The organism is Kitasatospora sp. SC0581 (assembly GCF_048159585.1).
In the GTDB taxonomy this organism is placed as follows: Bacteria; Actinomycetota; Actinomycetes; order Streptomycetales; family Streptomycetaceae; genus Kitasatospora.
Genome location: NZ_JBLRWA010000011.1, coordinates 21,288 through 38,219, shown reverse-complemented (window position 1 = coordinate 38,219; position 16,932 = coordinate 21,288). Strand labels below are relative to the sequence as shown.

Sequence of the window (16,932 nt, the reverse complement as noted above, 5' to 3'; positions counted from 1 at the left end):
CCGGCGGCCGGCAGAGCATGGTCATCATCGGCGGCGGGCTCGGCGGGCTCTCCACCGGCTGCTTCGCGCAGATGAACGGCTACCGCACCCGGATCCTGGAGATGCACGAGATCCCCGGCGGCTGCTGCACCGGCTGGGACCGGGGCGAGTTCACCTTCGACTGCTGCATCAGCTGGCTGCTGGGCAGCGGGCCGGGCAACGAGATGCACCAGATCTGGCTCGAACTCGGCGCGCTGCAGGGCAAGCGGATGCGCAACTTCGACGTCTTCAACGTGGTGCGCACCCGGGACGGCCGGGCGGTCTACTTCTACTCCGACCCGGACCGACTGGAGGCCCACCTGCTGGACCTGGCCCCGGAGGACGCCCGGCAGATCCGGCAGTTCTGCGCCGGGCTGCGCAAGTTCCGCCTGGCGCTGGCCCGTTACCCCTTCCTCAAGCCGGTCGGGCTGATGGGGCGGTGGGAGCGGACGCGGATGCTGGCCTCCTTCCTGCCGTACTTCAACGTGATCCGGCGCTCGATCACGGTGCTGATGAGCGACTACTCGGCGAAGTTCCGCAGCCCGCTGCTGCGCGAGGCGTTCAACTTCATCCTGTACGAGAAGCACCCCAACTTCCCGGTGCTGCCCAACTACTTCCAACTCGCCTGCCACGCCGGGCAGTCGGCCGGGGTGCCGGAGGGCGGCTCGCTCGGGCTGGCCACCTCGATCGAGCAGCGCTACCGGCGGCTGGGCGGCGAGATCACGTACAACACCAAGGTGACCGGGATCCTGATCGAGGACGACCGGGCGGTGGGGGTGCGGCTGAGCGACGGCCAGGAGGTGCGGGCGGACATCGTGGTGGCCGCCTGCGACGGCCGGACGACCATGATGGACCTGCTCAAGGGCCGCTACCTGAGCGACACCTACCGCCGGCTGTACACCCAGACCATCACCGAGCCGGGCATGGTCTTCCCCGGCTACGTGACCGTCTTCCTCGGCCTGCGCCGGCCCTTCCCGGCCGGGGACCCGTGCACCACCTACCTGCTGGAGGACGAGGTCGCCGAGCGGCTCACCGGCATCCGGCATCCGAGCATCAACGTCCAGTTCCGCAGCCGCCACTACCCGGAGCTGTCGCCCGCCGACACCACCGTGGTGTACGCCAGCTACTTCTGCGACATCGCGCCCTGGCGGGAGCTGAGCACCGGGCCGGAGCAGGAGCCCCGGGTGCGGCGCGGCGAGGAGCTGCACACCCTGCCGGTCGGCCGGGGGCGGGAGTACCAGCGGGCGAAGCGCCGGGTGCGCGACACCATCGTCGAGTACCTGGACGGCCACCACCCCGGGCTGCGGGACGCGGTGGCGGTCAAGGACGTCTCCACCCCGCTCACCCAGGTCCGCTACACCGGCAACTACAACGGGACGGTGCTGGGCTGGCAGCCCTTCGTGGAGAGCGGCGAGACCCTGGAGGAGGAGGTCAAGCGCAACGGCCCGGGGCTGCCCGGCCTCGCGAACTTCTACCTCTCCGGGGTCTGGGCGACGACCGGCGGGCTGATCCGGGCGGCGGCGGCCGGCCGGCACGTCGTCCAGTTCATCTGCCGGGACGACGGCAGGCCCTTCAGGGCCGAGGTGGACGACAGCGCACCGCCGCCCACCCTGCTCATCGAACCGGTCGGCCCCGCCGACCGCCAGTTTGGAGTCACCTCGTGAGGATCGAGAAGTGGGTCGTGCGGGAGCACGTGGACGGCGTGCCGGACGTCGAGCGGATGTACCGGAAGGTCGTGGAGGAGGTGGACGTCCGGCTCGCGGCGGACGAGATGCTGCTGCGCACCCGGTACGTCTCGGTCGACCCGTACCTCCAGGGCATCGCGCTGGACACGCCGATCGGCGACCACATGGGCGCGGACTCGATCATGGAGGTGGTGGAGGCCGGGCCCGCCGCGCGCTTCGGCGTCGGCGACCTGGTGCAGGGCTTCGGCGGCTGGCGCACCCACCTGGTCAGCACCGGCGCGCCGAGCTTCTGGCAGACCGGGACCTTCCCGATGGTCTTCCCGGCCTTCCGCCGGCTGGACCCCGCCGACTACGGCGATGACCTGCCGCTGACCACCGCGCTCGGCATCCTGGGCGGGCCCGGGATGACGGCCTGGGGGACGGTGGAGAAGTTCCTCGACGTGCGCCCCGGGTCGACGGTGCTGGTCAGCGGGGCCTCCGGGGCGGTCGGCTCGTTGGTCGGGCAGCTGGCCAGGCACCGGGGTGCCCGGGTGATCGGCACCACGGCCTCGCCGGAGAAGGCGGAGCGGCTGTGGGAGCTGGGCTTCGAGGGGGTGCTGCTGTACCGCGACGGCGACGCGCCGGAGCGGCTGCGGAAGGAGTTGGCCGAGCTGGCGCCGGAGGGCATCGACCGGTACTTCGACAGCCTCGGCGGGGCGCTCACCGACGTGGTCTTCGGGATGCTCGCGGTGGAGAGCCGGGTGGCCGTCTGCTGGCAGTGGGGGAGCCAGGTCGGCGGGGACTGGGCGGGGCCGCGGCTGCTGCCGATGATCATGTTCCCGCGCACCACGATCCGCGGCATCTTCTCGCTGGAGTGGTTCACCGAGGAGAACTGGGCCGCGCTGCGGCGGGACCTCGGGGCACTGGTCCGTAACGGGGAGCTGGCGTACCAGGAGACGCTGCACCGGGGGTTCGACAGCATCCCGGCGGCCTACCGCGGCCTCTACCTGGACCGTTCGGCCAACCGGGGGAAGGTGCTGGTCGAGCTCTGAGCGGACGGACGTGCGGCAGGGCCCTTCGGCGGATGTGCCGAAGGGCCCTGGCGCGCGGTCAGCCCAGGGGGAACCAGGTGCTGCGGGACTTCTTCCACTCGGGGTGGGTGAGGTCCTTGGCGGCGGTGCCGTCGTTGTAGAGGTCGGCGGAGCCGTCGTCGGTGATCAGCTGGGCGCGGGCGCCGGGGGCGTCCAGGTCCGGGACGTCCGTGACGGCCTCCCAGGCGCCGTAGTCGCTGGTCGGCAGGTCGATCAGCTTGGTCGGCTTGGAACCGGGCTGCCCGTTCCAGCGGTAGAGCGCGTACGGGGCGGAGTTGTCCTCGGCGGACCAGGAGCCGGCCACGATCAGGTACTGGCCGAGGTCGTTGCGGCGGATGTCGCGGACGGACAGCCCGCCGAGGTCCAGCTCGACCGGGTCGCCGAAGGTCGCGTGCGCGGCCGAACCGTTCACCAGGGACGGGAGATTGGTGACCGGGACGAGCAGCGCCCGGCCGCCGGTGACGGCCGGGGTGAGCGGCGCGCGGAAGCCGATGTAGGCGGTGCTGGTGCTGCCGGGGGCGAACTCCAGGCCCTCGACGTTGAAGCCGTCGATCTGCTTGGGCGCCTGGCCGTCGGCGGCACCGGCCGCGAAGCCGTAGCGCTTGCCGTGGGCGTCGTCCCAGGAGATCAGGTCGTCGCGCAGGCCGTGGTACGAACCGGCCAGGGACAGCTGGGTGTCGGCGCCGGAACCGGTGACGGTGGTGGCGAAGACGGTGTGCCGGTCGGGCTTGACCACGCCGTCCTTGTTGTTGCCGAGCGAGCCGGTCCAGTAGATGGTGTTGCCGACCCGGGTGGCGGCCTCGATGTCGATCTCCTTGGAGACGCCGAGGGCCGAGCTGAAGTCCCAGGTGCGGACCGGCGCACCGGAGTTGTTGCGGTCGTACAGGCGCAGGGTGTTGGACTCGTCGTCGCCGACCACGATGAAGCCGCCGCCCGCGTCCACGGCCGCCGAGGCGTCGCTGGAGCCGGTCAGGTAGCGGCTGGTCGCCGAGGACTGGACGGCGGGGGAGGCGGCGTAGTGCAGGGTGCGGGTGGCGCTCTTGCCGCCGAGGCCGGTGACCTTGATGGTGAGGTCGGCGTAGCCGACGCCCTGGGCGGCGACCGCCAGGGTGCGGGCGCCGCCGGTGCCGCTCACCGTCACGTCGCCGGTGCGGGCGACGGCGCTGCGGGTGGTCGCCGAGGCGGCGACGGTCAGCGCCGAGGCCGCGGCGCCGGACTGGGCGACCGTCACCGTCACGGTCGGGTCGCCGGTGGCGCCGACGGCGCCGGACAGGTACCCGGCCGAGAAGGTGATCGTCGGGGTGCCGTACGAGGCGGCGCCCGCCGGGAGGGCGGGCAGGGCGAGCACGGGCACCGCCGCGACGGCGACGGCGAGCGGCAGCAGGCGGCGGAGGGAACGCGACACGGTGGCTACCCTTCGGCAGGAGGCGGGAGTTGACGGAGGGTGCAAGCCTGCTGGCGCTCGGCGAACACCGACCCTACGGCGACCTTACGAGCTGGGACGGGCAGGCGAACAGCACGCCTCGCGGCGGTGAAGCACCGTGCGTTCAGCCGGTGATGCCGGCCGCCCGCAGGCGGCGCTCGACCGCGTCCCAGTCGGGGGCGACCGGCTCGGTCCTGCGGGTGCCGACGCCCTTGTCCTTGAAGCCGCTGGAGGTCGACACGCAGACCACCGGGCCGTCGGAGAGGTCCGGCTCGCCGAGGCTGCGCAGCCCGGCCAGACCGGCCGCCGCGGACAGCTCCGTCCACAGCCCCGCCCGGGCCAGCTCCCGCTGGGCGTCGGCGAGTTGGCCGTCGTCCAGGGTCAGCGCCCGGCCGCCGCTCGAGCGGACCGCGAGCACGCCCCGGTAGCCGCTGACCGGGGAGGTGATCGAATAGGCGTCGCTCGGGCCGACCGTCACATGGGTGGCGGGCAGGCCGTCGGCGATCGCCCGGGCGAGCGGACCGGAGGCGGCCGTCTCACAGGAGTGGATGCGCGGCACCCCGGCGGTCAGGCCCAGCCGGTGCAGTTCGACGAATCCCTTCCAGACGCCGAACAGCAGCTCGCCGTAGCCGGTCGGGACGAACACCGCGCTCGGCAGGCCGACGTCCTGGAAGATCTCGTACGCGACGGTCTTGTAGCCCTCGGGGCCGTACGCGTGCCCGGTGTGGGTGGTGGTCAGGTTGCTGACCGGGTGCAGGCCCAGCCGGTCCACCACCTGGCGCAGCAGCGGCCAGCGGGCCTCCCACGGCACCGGGAGCACCACCGCGCCGTAGGCGTTGAGGAAGGCGTCGACGTTCGGCGGCGTGTCCGGGCCGGTGAACACCACGCAGCGCAGCCCGGCGCGGGCGGCGTAGGCGGCGGCCGAGGCGCCGTGGTTGCCGGAGGAGGCGACCGCGAGGCCCGGCGCGCCGGCGCCCACGGCGGCGCTGGTGGTGCAGCGGTTCAGCCGGTCCTTGTGGCTCCAGGTGGGGTTGCGGGACTCGTCCTTGACGTACACCCCGGGCGAGACCTCCACCAGCGGGGTGGCGCCCTCGCCCAGGCCCGGCGCGAGCAGCGGTGGCAGCAGCGGGGCCCAGCGCTCCAGGCCGCCGCGCACCGGGGCGGGGGCGAACAGGCCCGCCGGGTCGGCCTTGTCGTAGGCGTAGTCGACCTCGACGGGGTAGGAGACGTCCTCGGTGCTGGTGCGCGGGCAGCCGGCGGTGAGCGGGGGCCAGAGCGGGTAGTCGAGGGCGGGGTCGCCGAGGGAGCGCTGGCCGGTCGCGAGGGAGTCTTCTGTTGGCATGCCAGGAGACTAGCCGGGCGGCCGCCCCGCGGTCCGGCGGTTCGGCGGGCCGCGGCGCGAACCCGTTCGTGGGGGACCGGTTCCGGCTGTTCCGGGCGTTCCGGGCCCGTTCCGGGCGGGGCGGGTCCGGATCAGGCGCTCTGGCGGACTGCGGAGATGTCGAACTCCAGGACGACCTTGTCGCCGACCAGGACGCCGCCGCCCTCCAGCGCCGCGTTCCAGGTGACGCCGTACTCCTTGCGGCTGATGGTGACGGAGCCCTCCAGGCCCACCCGGAGGTTGCCGTACGGGTCGACGGCGTTGCCGGTGTACTCGAAGTCGATGGTGACCGGGCGGGTGGTGTCCTTGATGGTGAGGTCGCCGGTGACCCGGAAGTCGCTGTCGGAGCGCGCCTCGACCGCGGTGGAGCGGAAGGTGATGTCGGGGAACGTGGGGGCGTCCAGGAAGTCGTTGGTGCGCAGGTGCTGGTCGCGCTGCTCCACGCCGGTGTCGATGCTCTCGGCCTTGATCACCACCTGGCCGGAGGAGCGGGACGGGTCGGCGCCGTCCAGGTGGGCGGTGCCCTCGAACTGGTGGAACGCGCCCCGGACCTTGGTCACCATGGCGTGGCGGGCGACGAAGCCGATCCGGGTGTGGGTGGGGTCGAGGACGTAGTCGCCGGTGAGTTCGGAGAGGTTGGCGGTCATGGTCGGCATGCCTCCTGGTGCGGGTCCCGGGTCTCGGCCCGGGGCTGGTCGGGCGGTCCCCGGACCACGCTAGGGGCAGTTCCCGCGGGTCGCGCGTCGGGCTGGGCCTAAGTGGGGCATGGGGTGGGAAGGCTCGCGGGGTACGTCGGAGGAACGGGGAGACGAGGGGGCCGGATTGGACAGCGGGATACGGGCGATGGTCGACGCGGTCGGCGAGGCGGAGCGGCAGGTGCGGGAGAACGCGCTGCCGAAGGCGCGGGACAGCGGCCGCGAGAGGGTGCCGGAGAAGGAGGAGGCGGCGCTGCTGGGTGCGCTCGCCGGGCTGGTGGAGAGCATCGGGGAGCTGGCGGGCGCGGTCGGCGGCCGGGTGACGAACCGGGGTACGGCCAGGACGTACACGGTCGCGGGCAGGCGGCTGCGGAGCGAGGCCGGCAACCTGCGGGGCGACGAGGACGAGACCGCGGCGCGGTCCAGGTGACCGGCCGCCGGTGCCCCCGGCCGGGGGCACCGGCGGTGTCGCTCAGCGGTGGCTCGGGAACTGCACCACCTGCTGGTAGGTCGGGCGGTTCTGCCAGGTGGTCTTGGCGTCCGTCACGCCGCCCAGCGGGCGCTGGATGATCGTGTCGGCGCACCACTGGTCGCCGGCCGCGCAGTCCGCGTCGCCCGGGTAGACCTGGGCCGGCGTCCGGGCGGCGGCCTGCTTCAGGGTGGTCAGCAGGACGGTCCGGCAGGCCGCGAGGTCGCCGCCGCCGCAGAACGGCCGGGCCAGCGGGCCGGCCACCCGGTCGCCGAGGACGGCGCGCAGGTCCTTGTCCAGGTAGCTCCACCAGCCGTACTGGAAGGCCGAACCCTTGTGCGGGATGGCCTCGTTGGCGCTCACCGGGCCGCCGCCGGGGCCGGTCTGCCCGCCCGAGGGGGACTCGTTGATCTGGAGGGCGCCGGTCAGCGCGCCGAACAGCGGGTCGCCGAGGCCCGGCCGCATGACGCCCTCGGCGACCAGCGGCCACCAGGCGTCCATCACCCGGATCGCGGTGGCGTCCGCGTAGCCGTGGCTGCCCGGTGAAGTCTCCTTCCGCTGCCCTCCGTTGGCGAGCCAGGCCTCCAGTTGTTGCAGGGCGGTGAGGGTGGCCTGGTCGGTGACGGGCGCGCTGCGCAGTACGCGGATCAGGTCGGGCAGCACGTCCTCGGCTCGCAGGTCGGCCAGGGCGGCGCCCTCCATGGCCTGGGTGAGCGAGACCCGGCTCACCTTGCCGCCGTTCCCGAGCAGGGACTTGACCCGGTCGTCCAGCAGGTTGCCGCGGTGCACCGAGCCGTTGCCGAAGCCGGCCGAGGTGTAGCCGTTCGCCTGCTTGTTGTTCCAGGAGATGTAGTAGTCCTGGTTGACGGACTGCGGGTGCTCGGCCGCCGGGGTGTACCGGGCGGTGTTGGCGACGGGGTCGAAGTCGGCCCACTCGTAGGCGGGTTGGGCCTTCACGGGGAGCCCGGGGTCGACGCCGGGCGCGCGGACCGGGTTGCTGCCGGAGTTGTAGTACGCGATGTCGCGCGAGTCGGCGTAGAACCAGTTGAAGGTGTAGTTGATGTCCTGCGCCGCCTGCTGGAACCCCGCCGCGTCGTGCACCGCGCCGGGGTCGTTCAACTCCTGGAAGCCGATGATGGATTCGGCCTCGTGCCGGTAGGTGGAGCGCAGCGAGGTGAAGGCGACGGGTGCGCCGCCGACCGTGCCGCGGGCGGTGACCAGGCCGTACCGGGAGCGGTTCATCACCAGGGTGTAGGACCCGGCCGGGGTGGAGTCGGCGGTGGTCGGGTTCCAGGCGTTCTTGCGTTCCAGCCGGTCGAAGGGCAGGCACTGGCCGTGCCAGAGGTAGGAGTTGGCGGCGGTGGTGACCGGGGAGCCGTCGGTGGTGCAGAGCGGGACGGCGTAGGTGTCGGTGATGTCCTGCCCGGCCGAGGTGGCGCTCCAGGCGTAGTCCTGGCCGCGGCCGAGCTGCACGTAGAAGCTCAGGCCGGCGAAGGCGGCGCCGCGTGCGCTGATCCCGGGGCCCTGGATCTCCTCCAGCATCAGCAGTTGCGGGGCGAAGTAGCCGGTCTGCGGGCCGAACACGGCCACCGGGTGGCCGTCGTCGGTGCGGGCGCCGGAGACCAGCAGGGCGTTGGACATGCCGTGCCGGGCGGTGAGCAGGTTGCCGGGCAGGACGCCGTTCGCCGCGGTGGTGGCGGAGTCGGCGGAGCCGGTGGCGTCGTAGACGACCCGCTCGGGCACCACCGAGCCGGGGTCGGGCAGTGCCTCGCCCTGCGGGTGGTCGGGGACGGTGGCGTACGGGAAGCTCTGCCCGTCGTGCAGGGTCTGGACGGCCTCCGGGTCGTCCGCCTCGCGCAGTGACGCCCAGACCGCGTCCCCGGCGTCCTTGCCGTACCGGGCCTCGGCGGCGGACTTGACCTGGGCGGAGGCCAGTTCACCGCCGCCGCCGGAGCCGAACAGGGCGCCGACCACGGAGGCGAGGGCGACCAGGTCGGTCAGCTTGAACGGTTCGATCGAGCCGGCGTTGGTGATCGGGTCGATGTGCCCGGTGAGGTCGTACTCGCCCGGGAAGGTGCGGGCGTTGTAGGACTCCTTGGCGTACTGGTTGACGCCGTCGAGGTAGGCGTTGGCGTCGGCGAGGGCCTGGGTGGCCCGGCCGCCGCGGGCGGCGATGGTGTCGATCTGCTGCTGGAGCTCGGCCTCGGTGTACGGGGCGGCCTGCCAGAAGGTCTGCTCCAGCTGGCGGTTGGCGGCGGCGCCGCCCGCGAAGCCGGACAGCTGGCCGCGGCCGACGTGCCGGAAGAGGTCCATCACCCAGAGCCGGTCCTGGGCGGCGGCGTAGCCCGCGCCGAACTCGGTGCCGTAGCGGGTGGTGCCGGTGATGTGCGGGACGCCGGTGGCCTTGTCGCGCACGATGGCGACGTCCGGGCGCGGGCTGGTGGTGCTGGCCACCTGGTCGGCGGGGACGCCGAAGGAGGCGTCGTTGAAGAAGTCGCGCAGCTTGGCCTCGGTCAGGCCGGGGTAGCCGGAGGCGAGGGCGGCGTAGGGGCCGAGCTGGTCGTCGGTGTGCGCGGGGCGGGTGCCGAAGGCCCGGTTGAGCAGGATGTCGGCGAGGGTGGCGTTGCCGTTCTCGCCGGGCGGCAGGATGTCGGCGCAGTGGCCGCCGCAGTAGTCGTTGGCGGCGGCGGTCGCGGGGGCCGGCGCGGCGGCGGTGGGGGTGGTGGTGAGGGCGGCGGTGACGAGCAGGGCCGAGGCGAGGGCGGCGGCCGGGAGTCGGAGGGAGCGGGGGCGGGGGCGTTGGTGTTGGCGTGACCGCAAGGCGGACTCCTCCGTCGAAGTCTCACGGAAGAGTCGACGGTAGGGGTGCTACTGGCCGGTTGGCTAGTGGCGTGCATGCCATTTCCCGTACGGGGGAGCGGAGTTGGCCGTCCGCGGGTCGGTCGGGAAGGAGCGGCGCCGCACCTGCCGGGCTCAGTCCGGAGGTGCGGCGCCGGGTCGCTGGCGCGTCGGGTCAGGGCTTGAGCACCAGGCGGATCGGGTCGCCCTCCTTGTGCTCCAGCGCTTCGACCGCGCGGGCCGCCTCGGCCAGCGGGAAGGTGCCGCTCACCGAGCGGGAGAACTCCAGCCGGCCGCCGCGGACCAGGTTGACCAGGTCGACGACGTCCTGGCCCTCGGAGCCGTAGTGGCCGCGGATCTGCTGGCGCAGGTAGCTGACCAGGGTGCCGTTGGTGACGGTCAGCGGCTTGTTGGTGAGGCCGACCAGCACCAGGCGGCCGTGCTCGCCGAGGGTGGCCATGGCCTGCTCGCGCACCGGGGCGACCCCGGCGAAGTCGAAGGCGACGGACAGCGGGCGGCCGCCGGTGGCCTCGCGCAGCAGCCCGGCGAAGCCCGGGTCGGCCGGGTCGAGGGCGGCGTCGGCGCCGAAGGCCAGGGCGCGCTCGCGGGCGGCCGGCAGCGGGTCGACGGCGACGATCGGGAAGGCGCCGATCGCCCGCAGCAGCTGCACGCCGTGGGCGCCGAGGCCGCCGACGCCCCAGACGCCGACCGCCTCGGCCGGGCGTACGGCGCCGGTGGCGGTGATCGCGGCCCAGGGGGTGGAGACCGCGTCGGGGATGAAGCAGGCCTGCTCGAAGGGGAGTTCGTCCGGTATCGGCACCAGGGTGGTGGCGGTGGCGAGCGCGTACTCGGCCCAGCCGCCGTCGTAGTCCACGCCGCGGGTGTGCACGACGCCGTCGCGGGTCTCGCCGGCCTGCAGCAGCACCCGGTCGCCGACGGCCGTACCGGTCACGCCCTCGCCGAGGGTGTGCACGGTGCCCGCGACCTCGTGGCCGAGGGTGACCTTGTCGCCCTCGAGGTAGAGCGGCTTGAGCATGCCCTCGATCAGGTGGACGTCGGAGAGGCAGACGCCGGCGGCCTCCACCTTGATCAGCACCTCGCCCGGGCCGGGGGCCGGGACGGGGACCTCCTCCACGGCGAAGGCGCCCTTCGCGACGTCGAGCCGGCCGGCGAGCATCGTGGCGGTCATCGGGACTTCCCTTCTCACGGGGGCGGCGGGTCGGGGGAGTGCCCGCCGCTCCGGAAGTTACTTGTTATTCAACAAGCAAGTTCACACTAGCATGGTGGCATGTCTACGCACGATGAGGACCGAACCGGCGGGGCCGGGGCGCTCCGGGAGGCGCCGGCGCGCCGCACCCAGGCCGAGCGGCGCGCCCGCGCCGAGTCCGCGCTGATCGCCGCCGCCGCCCGGCTGATCGCCGAGCACGGCAGCACCGGGGTCACGCTGGCCAGGGTGGGCGAGGAGGCCGGCTTCAGCCGGGGCCTGGCCACCCACTACTTCGGCTCCAAGGCCGCGCTGCTGGCGCGACTGCAGGAGGCGGCGCTGGCCGAGGCGATGGCGTCGGCCGCACCGGCGCGCAGCGGGGCGGGGGCCGCCGAGGAGCTGTGCGGGTTCGCGCGCGGCTGCCTGGAGGGCGTCCGCAACCCGACCGACCTGGGCCGGGCCTTCGTGGTGCTGGGGGCCGAGGCGCTCGCCGGGGCCTCGGAGCTGACCGGCGCGGTGGCGGAGCTGGACGCCCGGACCCGGGCGTGGACGGCCGAGGTGGTCGGGCAGGGGCAGCGGGACGGGGAGGTGCCTCCCGGTGTGGACCCGGTGGCCTTCGCGCCGGCCTTCGTCGGGCTGCTCAAGGGGCTGGTGGTGCAGGCCGCGGCCGCGCCGGAGGCCTTCGACGTGGGGGCGGCGGTCGCGGAGTCCGAGCGCTGGATCCGGCTCGCGCTCACCGCGGGCTGAGGCTGCGGAACGCAGGCGGCCGGGCGGTCCGCGCCGCTGTCGGCCGCTCCGCGCGCAACCCCCGCTGACCTCGCCGATCGCCGCGCGGACCGGATCCGTACGGCCTGGATATCCTGATCCCATGAGCGACAACCTTCCCCCGTGTCCGCAGTGCTCCAGCGAGTACACCTATGAGATGAACGCCCTCATGGTCTGCCCCGAGTGCGGCCACGAGTGGGTGCCCGGCGGGGCCGACGAGGCCGGAGCGCCGGCCGGCGAGCGCGTGATCAAGGACGCCGTCGGCAACGTGCTGAGCGACGGCGACACCGTGACGGTGGTCAAGGCGCTCAAGGTCAAGGGCAGCGTCTCCGGCATCAAGGCCGGCACCAAGGTGCGCAACATCCGCCTGGTGGACGGCGTCGACGGGCACGACATCGACTGCCGCGTCGAGGGTTTCGGTGCGATGCAGCTCAAGTCCAGCGTGGTGAAGAAGGCCTGACCCACGGGCCCGAACGGCCGCGCCCCGCCGGGAGGGACTGACGCTGTTGGTTAATTCGGGGTGGCGTTACTCGGCCCCGCTGAGCATCAGCTCGGCGGGGCCGAGTACTGCGAAGTGGCTGGTGCGGGTGCGGGCTCGTGGTGTTTCGGTGAGGTGGGCGTCGATGCGAGCGAGATTGATCGCAGCGCCGGTACGCTCACTTCCGGCCGCTGGGCCCGGGCGACGGCCGAACGCGCGGCGCAGCGGCTCGCCGCCGAGGAGGCGGCCGAGGAAGCCGAGCGGACGAAGGGGATGGTGGACGCCTGATGGAGCGCCTGGACAGCGGCGGGCACCCAGAGGGGAGCGGGAGCGAGGCCGGAGCGGCGGCCCGGGTCTGGCAGGGGATGAACGCCCTCGTGCTGGAACGCTACGACCGCCGCAAGAGCGTCGCCGAAGCCCTCGGCATGAGCTTCAGCCGGGTCAGGGCGCTGCGCCGGCTCGTCGCCGGCCCGATCACCCTGCGGGAGCTGGCCGAGCGGCTGGGCGCGGACCCGCCGTACACCAGCGTCATCGTGGACGACCTGGTGCGGCGCGGCCTCGCCGAGCGCATCACCAACCCGGTCGACCGGCGGTCCAAGCTGGTCCACCTCACCGAGGAGGGCGAGGCGAAGGCCGCGATCGCCACCGGGATCCTCAGCACCCCGCCCGACGCGCTGCTCGCGCTGCCGCCGGAGGACATCCGCGTGCTCGACCGGGTGGTGGCGAAGCTGCTGGGCTGAGTCGCCCCTGCCGACCCGTTCGGCGGTGCCGAGCCCGCGGCGGAAGGGCCGTCACCGGATCCGCTCCGGTGACGGCCCTTCAGAACTCCGGGGGGGGGGGGGAATTCCCCGGCGGGCGCGGTTACTTCGCGCCGAAGGCCTTCTCGATGTCCTCGACGACCTTCTCCGCCGCGATCGGGCCGGAGCTGCTGCTCCACACCTGGCCGTCGACGCCCATGAGCTGGTTGGTGCCGACGGCCTTGAGGCGGGTGAACGCCTCCTGCTTGCGGGCGGTCTCCAGGGCCTTCTCACCCTCGGCGTTCAGGGTGGCGACGAACACCCGGTCGGCGTCGGCCTTGTTGAGGTTCTCCAGGGACAGCGGGTCCGAGTGGGGCTGGGCGCCCAAGCCGTCGGCGATCGGCATGGTGCCGGCGCCGGCCTTCTTCAGCAGGTCGCCGGGCATGTTGGTGGTGTTCATCACGATCGGCCCGTTGGGCATCCAGCGCATCACCACGGCGCTGCCGCTCTTGCCCTCGCCAGCCTTGGCGGCACGCTTGTCCAGGGCGTCCAGCTTGGCGGCCAGGTCGGCCTTGTGGCCGAGCGCGTCGCCGTACACGGCGAGCACCTCGCGCCAGTCGCCGGCCTTGGGGACGATGGTCGGGGCGACCGCCGAGAGCTTGTCGTACTGGGACTTCTCGATGCCGGAGGAGGCCAGGATGAGGTCCGGGGTGGCCTTCAGGATCGCCTCGAGGTTGGGCTCCTTGACCGTGGCGACCAGCGGGATGCCGTCGGCCTTCAGGTAGGCGGGGGCGGTGGTGCCGCCGCGGCTGGAGCTGGTGCCGACCGGGGTGACGCCGAGCGCGAGGGCGGTGTCCAGCGAGGTGTCGCCGAGGGCGACGACCCGCTTGGCCTCGGCCGGGACCTCCACGGCGCCGAAGGCGGTGTCGATGCTGCGCTTGCCGCCCTTCGCGGCGGCGGTGGACGAGGAGCCGGAGTCACCCGCGGACCCGCCGGACCCCGAGGAGCCGCACGCGGTCAGGCCCAGGGAGAGGGCGCCGACCACGGCCGCGCCGAGCAGGGTCTTGGTAAAGCGGGTGCCAAGCATGGGTGTTCTCCGAGAAATGGTAGTTTACGGGCGAACCGTTTTTCTGAGGTTAGCCTAACCATACGTAAGGCCCTGACGGGGAGGCCCGGTGTGACATTCCGATCACTCCTGCTGCGCGGACTGCTGCCCGCCGGCGCGATACTGCTGCTCGCCGTACTGGCGAGCCTGCTGCTCGGCGCGGGCGACGTGGGACCGTCACGGGCGCTCTCCACCCTGCTCGGTGACGGCGACTCCGACTCCCGGTTCACCGTGTTCCACCTGCGCGCCCCGCGCACCGCGGTGGCCCTCGCGGTGGGACTCGCGCTCGGCGTGGCCGGCACCGTCCTCCAGGCAGCCGCCCGCAACCCGCTGGCCGAGCCCGGCCTGCTCGGGGTCAGCACCGGCGCCTCCTTCGCCGTCGTGATCGCGATCGTGCTCGGCGCCAGCGCCGCCAGCGTCGGCCCGTACGTCGCCGTACTGGGCGCCGGCGCCGGCTGCCTGCTGGCACTCGGCGCGGCCCGGCTGCGCGGCACCGGCGACGACCCCGTCCGGCTGGTGCTCGCCGGCGCGGCGCTGAGCGGGCTGATGAACGCCGGCTCCTCCGTGCTGCTGCTCTCCGACGCCCGGGCCGCCGACGAGATCCGGTTCTGGACCATCGGCTCGGTCGCCGGCCGCGGCACCGACCAACTGCTCGCGGTACTGCCGGTCCTGCTGCTCGGCCTGGTGCTGGCGCTGCTCTCCGGCCCGGCGCTGACCGCGCTCAGCCTCGGCGACGACGTCGCCACCGGCCTCGGCCACAAGCCCCGCCGGGCCCGCGCCCTCGCGGTGACCGCCGTCGCCCTGCTGGTCGGCGCCGCCACCGCGATCGCCGGACCGGTCTCCTTCGTCGGCCTGGTGGTGCCCTTCGCCGCCCGGGCCCTGGTCGGCCCGGACCTGCGCCGGCTGCTCGTCGTCTCCGCCCTGCTCGGGCCGGCCGTCGTGCTGCTCGCCGACGTGGCCTCCCGGCTGGTCGCCCGCCCGTACGAGATGCCGCTCGGCGTGATGACCGCCCTGTGCGGCGCCCCCGTGCTGGTCGCCGTCGTCCGCTCGCACCGAATGCCCGCGCTGTGAAGGCCCCCGTGAAGGCCCCTGTGAAGACCACCGCAGAGAACGACGCAGAGAACGCAGTGGAACCCGACGGCCCCTCGGCCGCGACCCGGCGGCCGGCGCCGCCCGTGCCGCCCGGCACCCGGCTGCTCGCCCTGGGCGGCCGCTCGGTGCTCGTCCCGGTCCGGCCGCTGCTCGGCTGCACCGTCCTGCTGCTCGCCGTGGTCGCGGTGACCGCCGTCTGCCTGGCCGTCGGCGAGACGAACCTCGACCCGGTGACCGCCCTGCGCGCGGCCTTCGGCGACGGCACCGCGCGCGACGTGCTGCTGGTGGAGAAGCTGCGGCTGCCCCGCGTCGAGGCCGCACTGGCCGTCGGCGCGGCCCTCGGCGTCGCCGGCTGCCTGATGCAGACCCTCGCCCAGAACCGGCTGGCCACCCCGGACACCGTCGGCTTCAACGAGGGCGCCACCGCCTTCGCGGTCGCCTCCGTCACCGGCGTCGCCACCCAGCTGCTGCCCTCCGCCGCCGCCCTGGTGGGCGCCGCCACCGCCGCCTCGCTCGCCTTCGCCCTCGGCGGCGGGGCCGGCCGCAACGGCTACCGCTTCCTGGTCGTCGGCCTCGGCATCGGCGCGGTCTTCGGCGCGGTGACCAACCTGATGCTCTCCCGCGCCGCCATCGACTCCGCCAACGCCGCCTACGCCTGGACGGTCGGCACCCTCAACAGCCGGGACGCCGACGCCGTCGGCTACCTCGAACTCGGCCTGCTGGCCTGCCTGCCCGCCGCCGTGCTGCTCGGCCGCCGGCTGTCGCTGCTGCGCTTCTCCGACGCCGTCGCCACCGGGCTGGGCGTCCGGGTGCGCGGCCTGCGGGTCGGCGTCCTGCTGGTCTCGGTGGTCTGCGCGGGCCTGGCGGTGGCCGTCGCCGGACCGCTCGGCATGATCGCGCTCGCCGCGCCCGAGGCCGCTCGCCGGATCGCCGGACCGCGCTGCGTGCCGGTGCTCACCTCGGCCGTCGCCGGAGCCGCCTTCACCCTGCTCGCCGACCTGATCGGCCGCACCCTCCTGTCGCCGCTGGAGGTGCCGGCCGGCCTGGTCACCGCCGTCGTGGGCGGCCCGTACCTGCTCTGGCTGCTGCTCACCACCCGTCCCCGGAGGACCGCATGACCGCCCGCCCCGCGACCGCTGAATCCTCCGGGACCGTGACGGCCACGGTCGGAGCGCCCCGGCTGGCGACCAGCGCGCTCAGCCTTGGCCACGACCGCACCATCGTGGTGCGCGAGCTCGACCTCGAACTGCCGCAGCGGCAGGTCACCGTCATCGTCGGCCCGAACGGCTGCGGCAAGTCCACCCTGCTCGGCGGCCTCGCCCGGACCATCGCCCCGCGCTCCGGCGCCGTGCTGCTCGACGGCAAGCCGCTGACCTCGCTGTCCACCCGCGCCATCGCCCGGATCATCGGCCTGCTGCCGCAGTCCGCCACCGCCCCGGACGGGCTGACCGTCCGCGACCTGGTCCGCTACGGCCGCCAGCCGCACCAGGGCCTGCTGCGGCAGTGGTCCGCCGCCGACGCCGAGGCGGTCGAGCACGCGCTCGCCGCCGCCGACCTGCACGAGCTGGCCGACCGCCCGCTGGACACCCTCTCCGGCGGCCAGCGCCAGCGCGCCTGGATCGCCATGGCCGTCGCCCAGGACACCGACATCCTGATGCTGGACGAGCCGACCTCGGCGCTGGACATGGGCCACGCGCTGGAGGTGCTGGAGATGGTGCGCGGCCTGACGGCCGAGCGCGGCCGCACCGTCGTCCTCGTCCTGCACGACCTGACCACCGCCTGCCGCTACGCCGACCACATGGTGGCCATGCGCGACGGCCGGGTGGCCGCCCAGGGCGCGCCGCGCGACATCGTCACCCCGGAGCTGGTGCGCGAGCTGTACGGGGTGGAGAGCGTGATCCTCACCGACCCGGTGCACGGCACCCCGGTGGTCTGCCCGGTCGGCCTCGCCCCCCGGGGGCGCTGACGCCGG

At 73.9% G+C, this 16,932-nt stretch carries 16 protein-coding genes; 10 read left to right on the top strand and 6 right to left on the bottom strand.

Features of this window, described 5'->3' with window-relative positions:
• The first annotated feature begins 17 nt into the window (after window positions 1-17).
• Both ACLWS4_RS19050 and ACLWS4_RS19045 read left to right on the top strand, forming a co-directional pair.
• The gene (locus ACLWS4_RS19050; protein WP_375875498.1) at window positions 18-1,682 is read left to right on the top strand and encodes a phytoene desaturase family protein; all 1,665 of its coding nucleotides are present in this window, start codon (window positions 18-20) and stop codon (window positions 1,680-1,682) included.
• The gene (locus ACLWS4_RS19045; protein ID WP_416874710.1) at window positions 1,679-2,734 is read left to right on the top strand and encodes an MDR family NADP-dependent oxidoreductase; all 1,056 of its coding nucleotides are present in this window, start codon (window positions 1,679-1,681) and stop codon (window positions 2,732-2,734) included. Before ACLWS4_RS19050 ends, ACLWS4_RS19045 begins: the two co-directional genes overlap by 4 nt.
• 58 nt (window positions 2,735-2,792) lie before the next feature.
• Here the strand turns inward: ACLWS4_RS19045 and ACLWS4_RS19040 are convergent, their stop codons facing one another.
• From ACLWS4_RS19040 to ACLWS4_RS19030, 3 genes are all read right to left on the bottom strand, one after another.
• Window positions 2,793-4,178, bottom strand: a complete 1,386-nt coding sequence (locus tag ACLWS4_RS19040) for a hypothetical protein (protein WP_416874709.1) — start codon at window positions 4,176-4,178, stop codon at window positions 2,793-2,795.
• 142 nt (window positions 4,179-4,320) lie between these two features.
• A complete protein-coding gene (locus tag ACLWS4_RS19035; RefSeq protein ID WP_375875489.1) occupies window positions 4,321-5,538 on the bottom strand; it encodes a threonine synthase in 1,218 nt (405 codons plus the stop codon).
• A gap of 131 nt (window positions 5,539-5,669) precedes the next feature.
• Window positions 5,670-6,224 carry a YceI family protein gene (locus ACLWS4_RS19030; protein ID WP_074005987.1) on the bottom strand — a complete coding sequence of 185 codons (555 nt, stop codon included), beginning with the start codon at window positions 6,222-6,224 and terminating at the stop codon, window positions 5,670-5,672.
• A gap of 175 nt (window positions 6,225-6,399) precedes the next feature.
• On the opposite strand from ACLWS4_RS19030, the gene ACLWS4_RS19025 reads away from it, so the two are divergent.
• A complete protein-coding gene (locus ACLWS4_RS19025; RefSeq protein ID WP_416874708.1) occupies window positions 6,400-6,702 on the top strand; it encodes a hypothetical protein in 303 nt (100 codons plus the stop codon).
• 42 nt (window positions 6,703-6,744) lie between these two features.
• On the opposite strand, the gene ACLWS4_RS19020 is transcribed toward ACLWS4_RS19025, so the two are convergent.
• Entirely contained in the window at window positions 6,745-9,561 is a 2,817-nt protein-coding gene (locus ACLWS4_RS19020) for a penicillin acylase family protein (protein WP_416874707.1), read from the bottom strand.
• Between the two features lie 193 nt (window positions 9,562-9,754).
• Window positions 9,755-10,768 (bottom strand): zinc-binding dehydrogenase, encoded by a 1,014-nt coding sequence (locus ACLWS4_RS19015; RefSeq protein WP_387830263.1) that lies wholly within the window; start codon window positions 10,766-10,768, stop codon window positions 9,755-9,757.
• A 99-nt stretch (window positions 10,769-10,867) separates the two neighbouring features.
• On the opposite strand from ACLWS4_RS19015, the gene ACLWS4_RS19010 reads away from it, so the two are divergent.
• The 4 genes from ACLWS4_RS19010 to ACLWS4_RS18995 all read left to right on the top strand — a co-directional run bounded on the left by ACLWS4_RS19010 (window position 10,868) and on the right by ACLWS4_RS18995 (window position 12,766).
• Window positions 10,868-11,530, top strand: a complete 663-nt coding sequence (locus ACLWS4_RS19010; protein ID WP_416874706.1) for a TetR/AcrR family transcriptional regulator — start codon at window positions 10,868-10,870, stop codon at window positions 11,528-11,530.
• Between the two features lie 121 nt (window positions 11,531-11,651).
• Window positions 11,652-12,008, top strand: a complete 357-nt coding sequence (locus ACLWS4_RS19005) for a zinc ribbon domain-containing protein YjdM (protein WP_117486841.1) — start codon at window positions 11,652-11,654, stop codon at window positions 12,006-12,008.
• Window positions 12,009-12,161: 153 nt separating this feature from the next.
• Window positions 12,162-12,314 (top strand): hypothetical protein, encoded by a 153-nt coding sequence (locus tag ACLWS4_RS19000; RefSeq protein ID WP_158077791.1) that lies wholly within the window; start codon window positions 12,162-12,164, stop codon window positions 12,312-12,314.
• A complete protein-coding gene (locus ACLWS4_RS18995) occupies window positions 12,314-12,766 on the top strand; it encodes a MarR family winged helix-turn-helix transcriptional regulator (RefSeq protein WP_117486839.1) in 453 nt (150 codons plus the stop codon). The genes ACLWS4_RS19000 and ACLWS4_RS18995 overlap by 1 nt, the downstream gene beginning before the upstream one ends.
• Before the next feature lie 121 nt (window positions 12,767-12,887).
• Here ACLWS4_RS18995 and ACLWS4_RS18990 read toward each other — a convergent pair whose 3' ends face one another.
• The gene (locus tag ACLWS4_RS18990; protein WP_380741014.1) at window positions 12,888-13,850 is read right to left on the bottom strand and encodes an ABC transporter substrate-binding protein; all 963 of its coding nucleotides are present in this window, start codon (window positions 13,848-13,850) and stop codon (window positions 12,888-12,890) included.
• Between the two features lie 90 nt (window positions 13,851-13,940).
• On the opposite strand from ACLWS4_RS18990, the gene ACLWS4_RS18985 reads away from it, so the two are divergent.
• From ACLWS4_RS18985 to ACLWS4_RS18975, 3 genes are read left to right on the top strand one after another with little or no spacing between them, the layout of a single operon-like run.
• Window positions 13,941-14,939 carry a FecCD family ABC transporter permease gene (locus ACLWS4_RS18985; protein WP_079272857.1) on the top strand — a complete coding sequence of 333 codons (999 nt, stop codon included), beginning with the start codon at window positions 13,941-13,943 and terminating at the stop codon, window positions 14,937-14,939.
• Window positions 14,940-14,959: 20 nt separating this feature from the next.
• Window positions 14,960-16,078 (top strand): FecCD family ABC transporter permease, encoded by a 1,119-nt coding sequence (locus tag ACLWS4_RS18980; RefSeq protein WP_416874705.1) that lies wholly within the window; start codon window positions 14,960-14,962, stop codon window positions 16,076-16,078.
• Window positions 16,079-16,113: 35 nt separating this feature from the next.
• Window positions 16,114-16,926 carry an ABC transporter ATP-binding protein gene (locus ACLWS4_RS18975; RefSeq protein ID WP_074005983.1) on the top strand — a complete coding sequence of 271 codons (813 nt, stop codon included), beginning with the start codon at window positions 16,114-16,116 and terminating at the stop codon, window positions 16,924-16,926.
• Window positions 16,927-16,932: the final 6 nt, after the last annotated feature.

What these genes read in the sequence shown, in the direction of transcription:
- ACLWS4_RS18995 (WP_117486839.1), top strand. Translation starts at nt 12,314, where the DNA reads ATGGAGCGCCTGGACAGCGGCGGGCACCCAGAGGGGAGCGGGAGCGAG.
- ACLWS4_RS19030 (WP_074005987.1), bottom strand. Translation starts at nt 6,224, where the DNA reads ATGACCGCCAACCTCTCCGAACTCACCGGCGACTACGTCCTCGACCCC.
- ACLWS4_RS18990 (WP_380741014.1), bottom strand. Translation starts at nt 13,850, where the DNA reads ATGCTTGGCACCCGCTTTACCAAGACCCTGCTCGGCGCGGCCGTGGTC.
- ACLWS4_RS19035 (WP_375875489.1), bottom strand. Translation starts at nt 5,538, where the DNA reads ATGCCAACAGAAGACTCCCTCGCGACCGGCCAGCGCTCCCTCGGCGAC.
- ACLWS4_RS19050 (WP_375875498.1), top strand. Translation starts at nt 18, where the DNA reads ATGGTCATCATCGGCGGCGGGCTCGGCGGGCTCTCCACCGGCTGCTTC.
- ACLWS4_RS19015 (WP_387830263.1), bottom strand. Translation starts at nt 10,768, where the DNA reads ATGACCGCCACGATGCTCGCCGGCCGGCTCGACGTCGCGAAGGGCGCC.
- ACLWS4_RS19005 (WP_117486841.1), top strand. Translation starts at nt 11,652, where the DNA reads ATGAGCGACAACCTTCCCCCGTGTCCGCAGTGCTCCAGCGAGTACACC.
- ACLWS4_RS19010 (WP_416874706.1), top strand. Translation starts at nt 10,868, where the DNA reads ATGTCTACGCACGATGAGGACCGAACCGGCGGGGCCGGGGCGCTCCGG.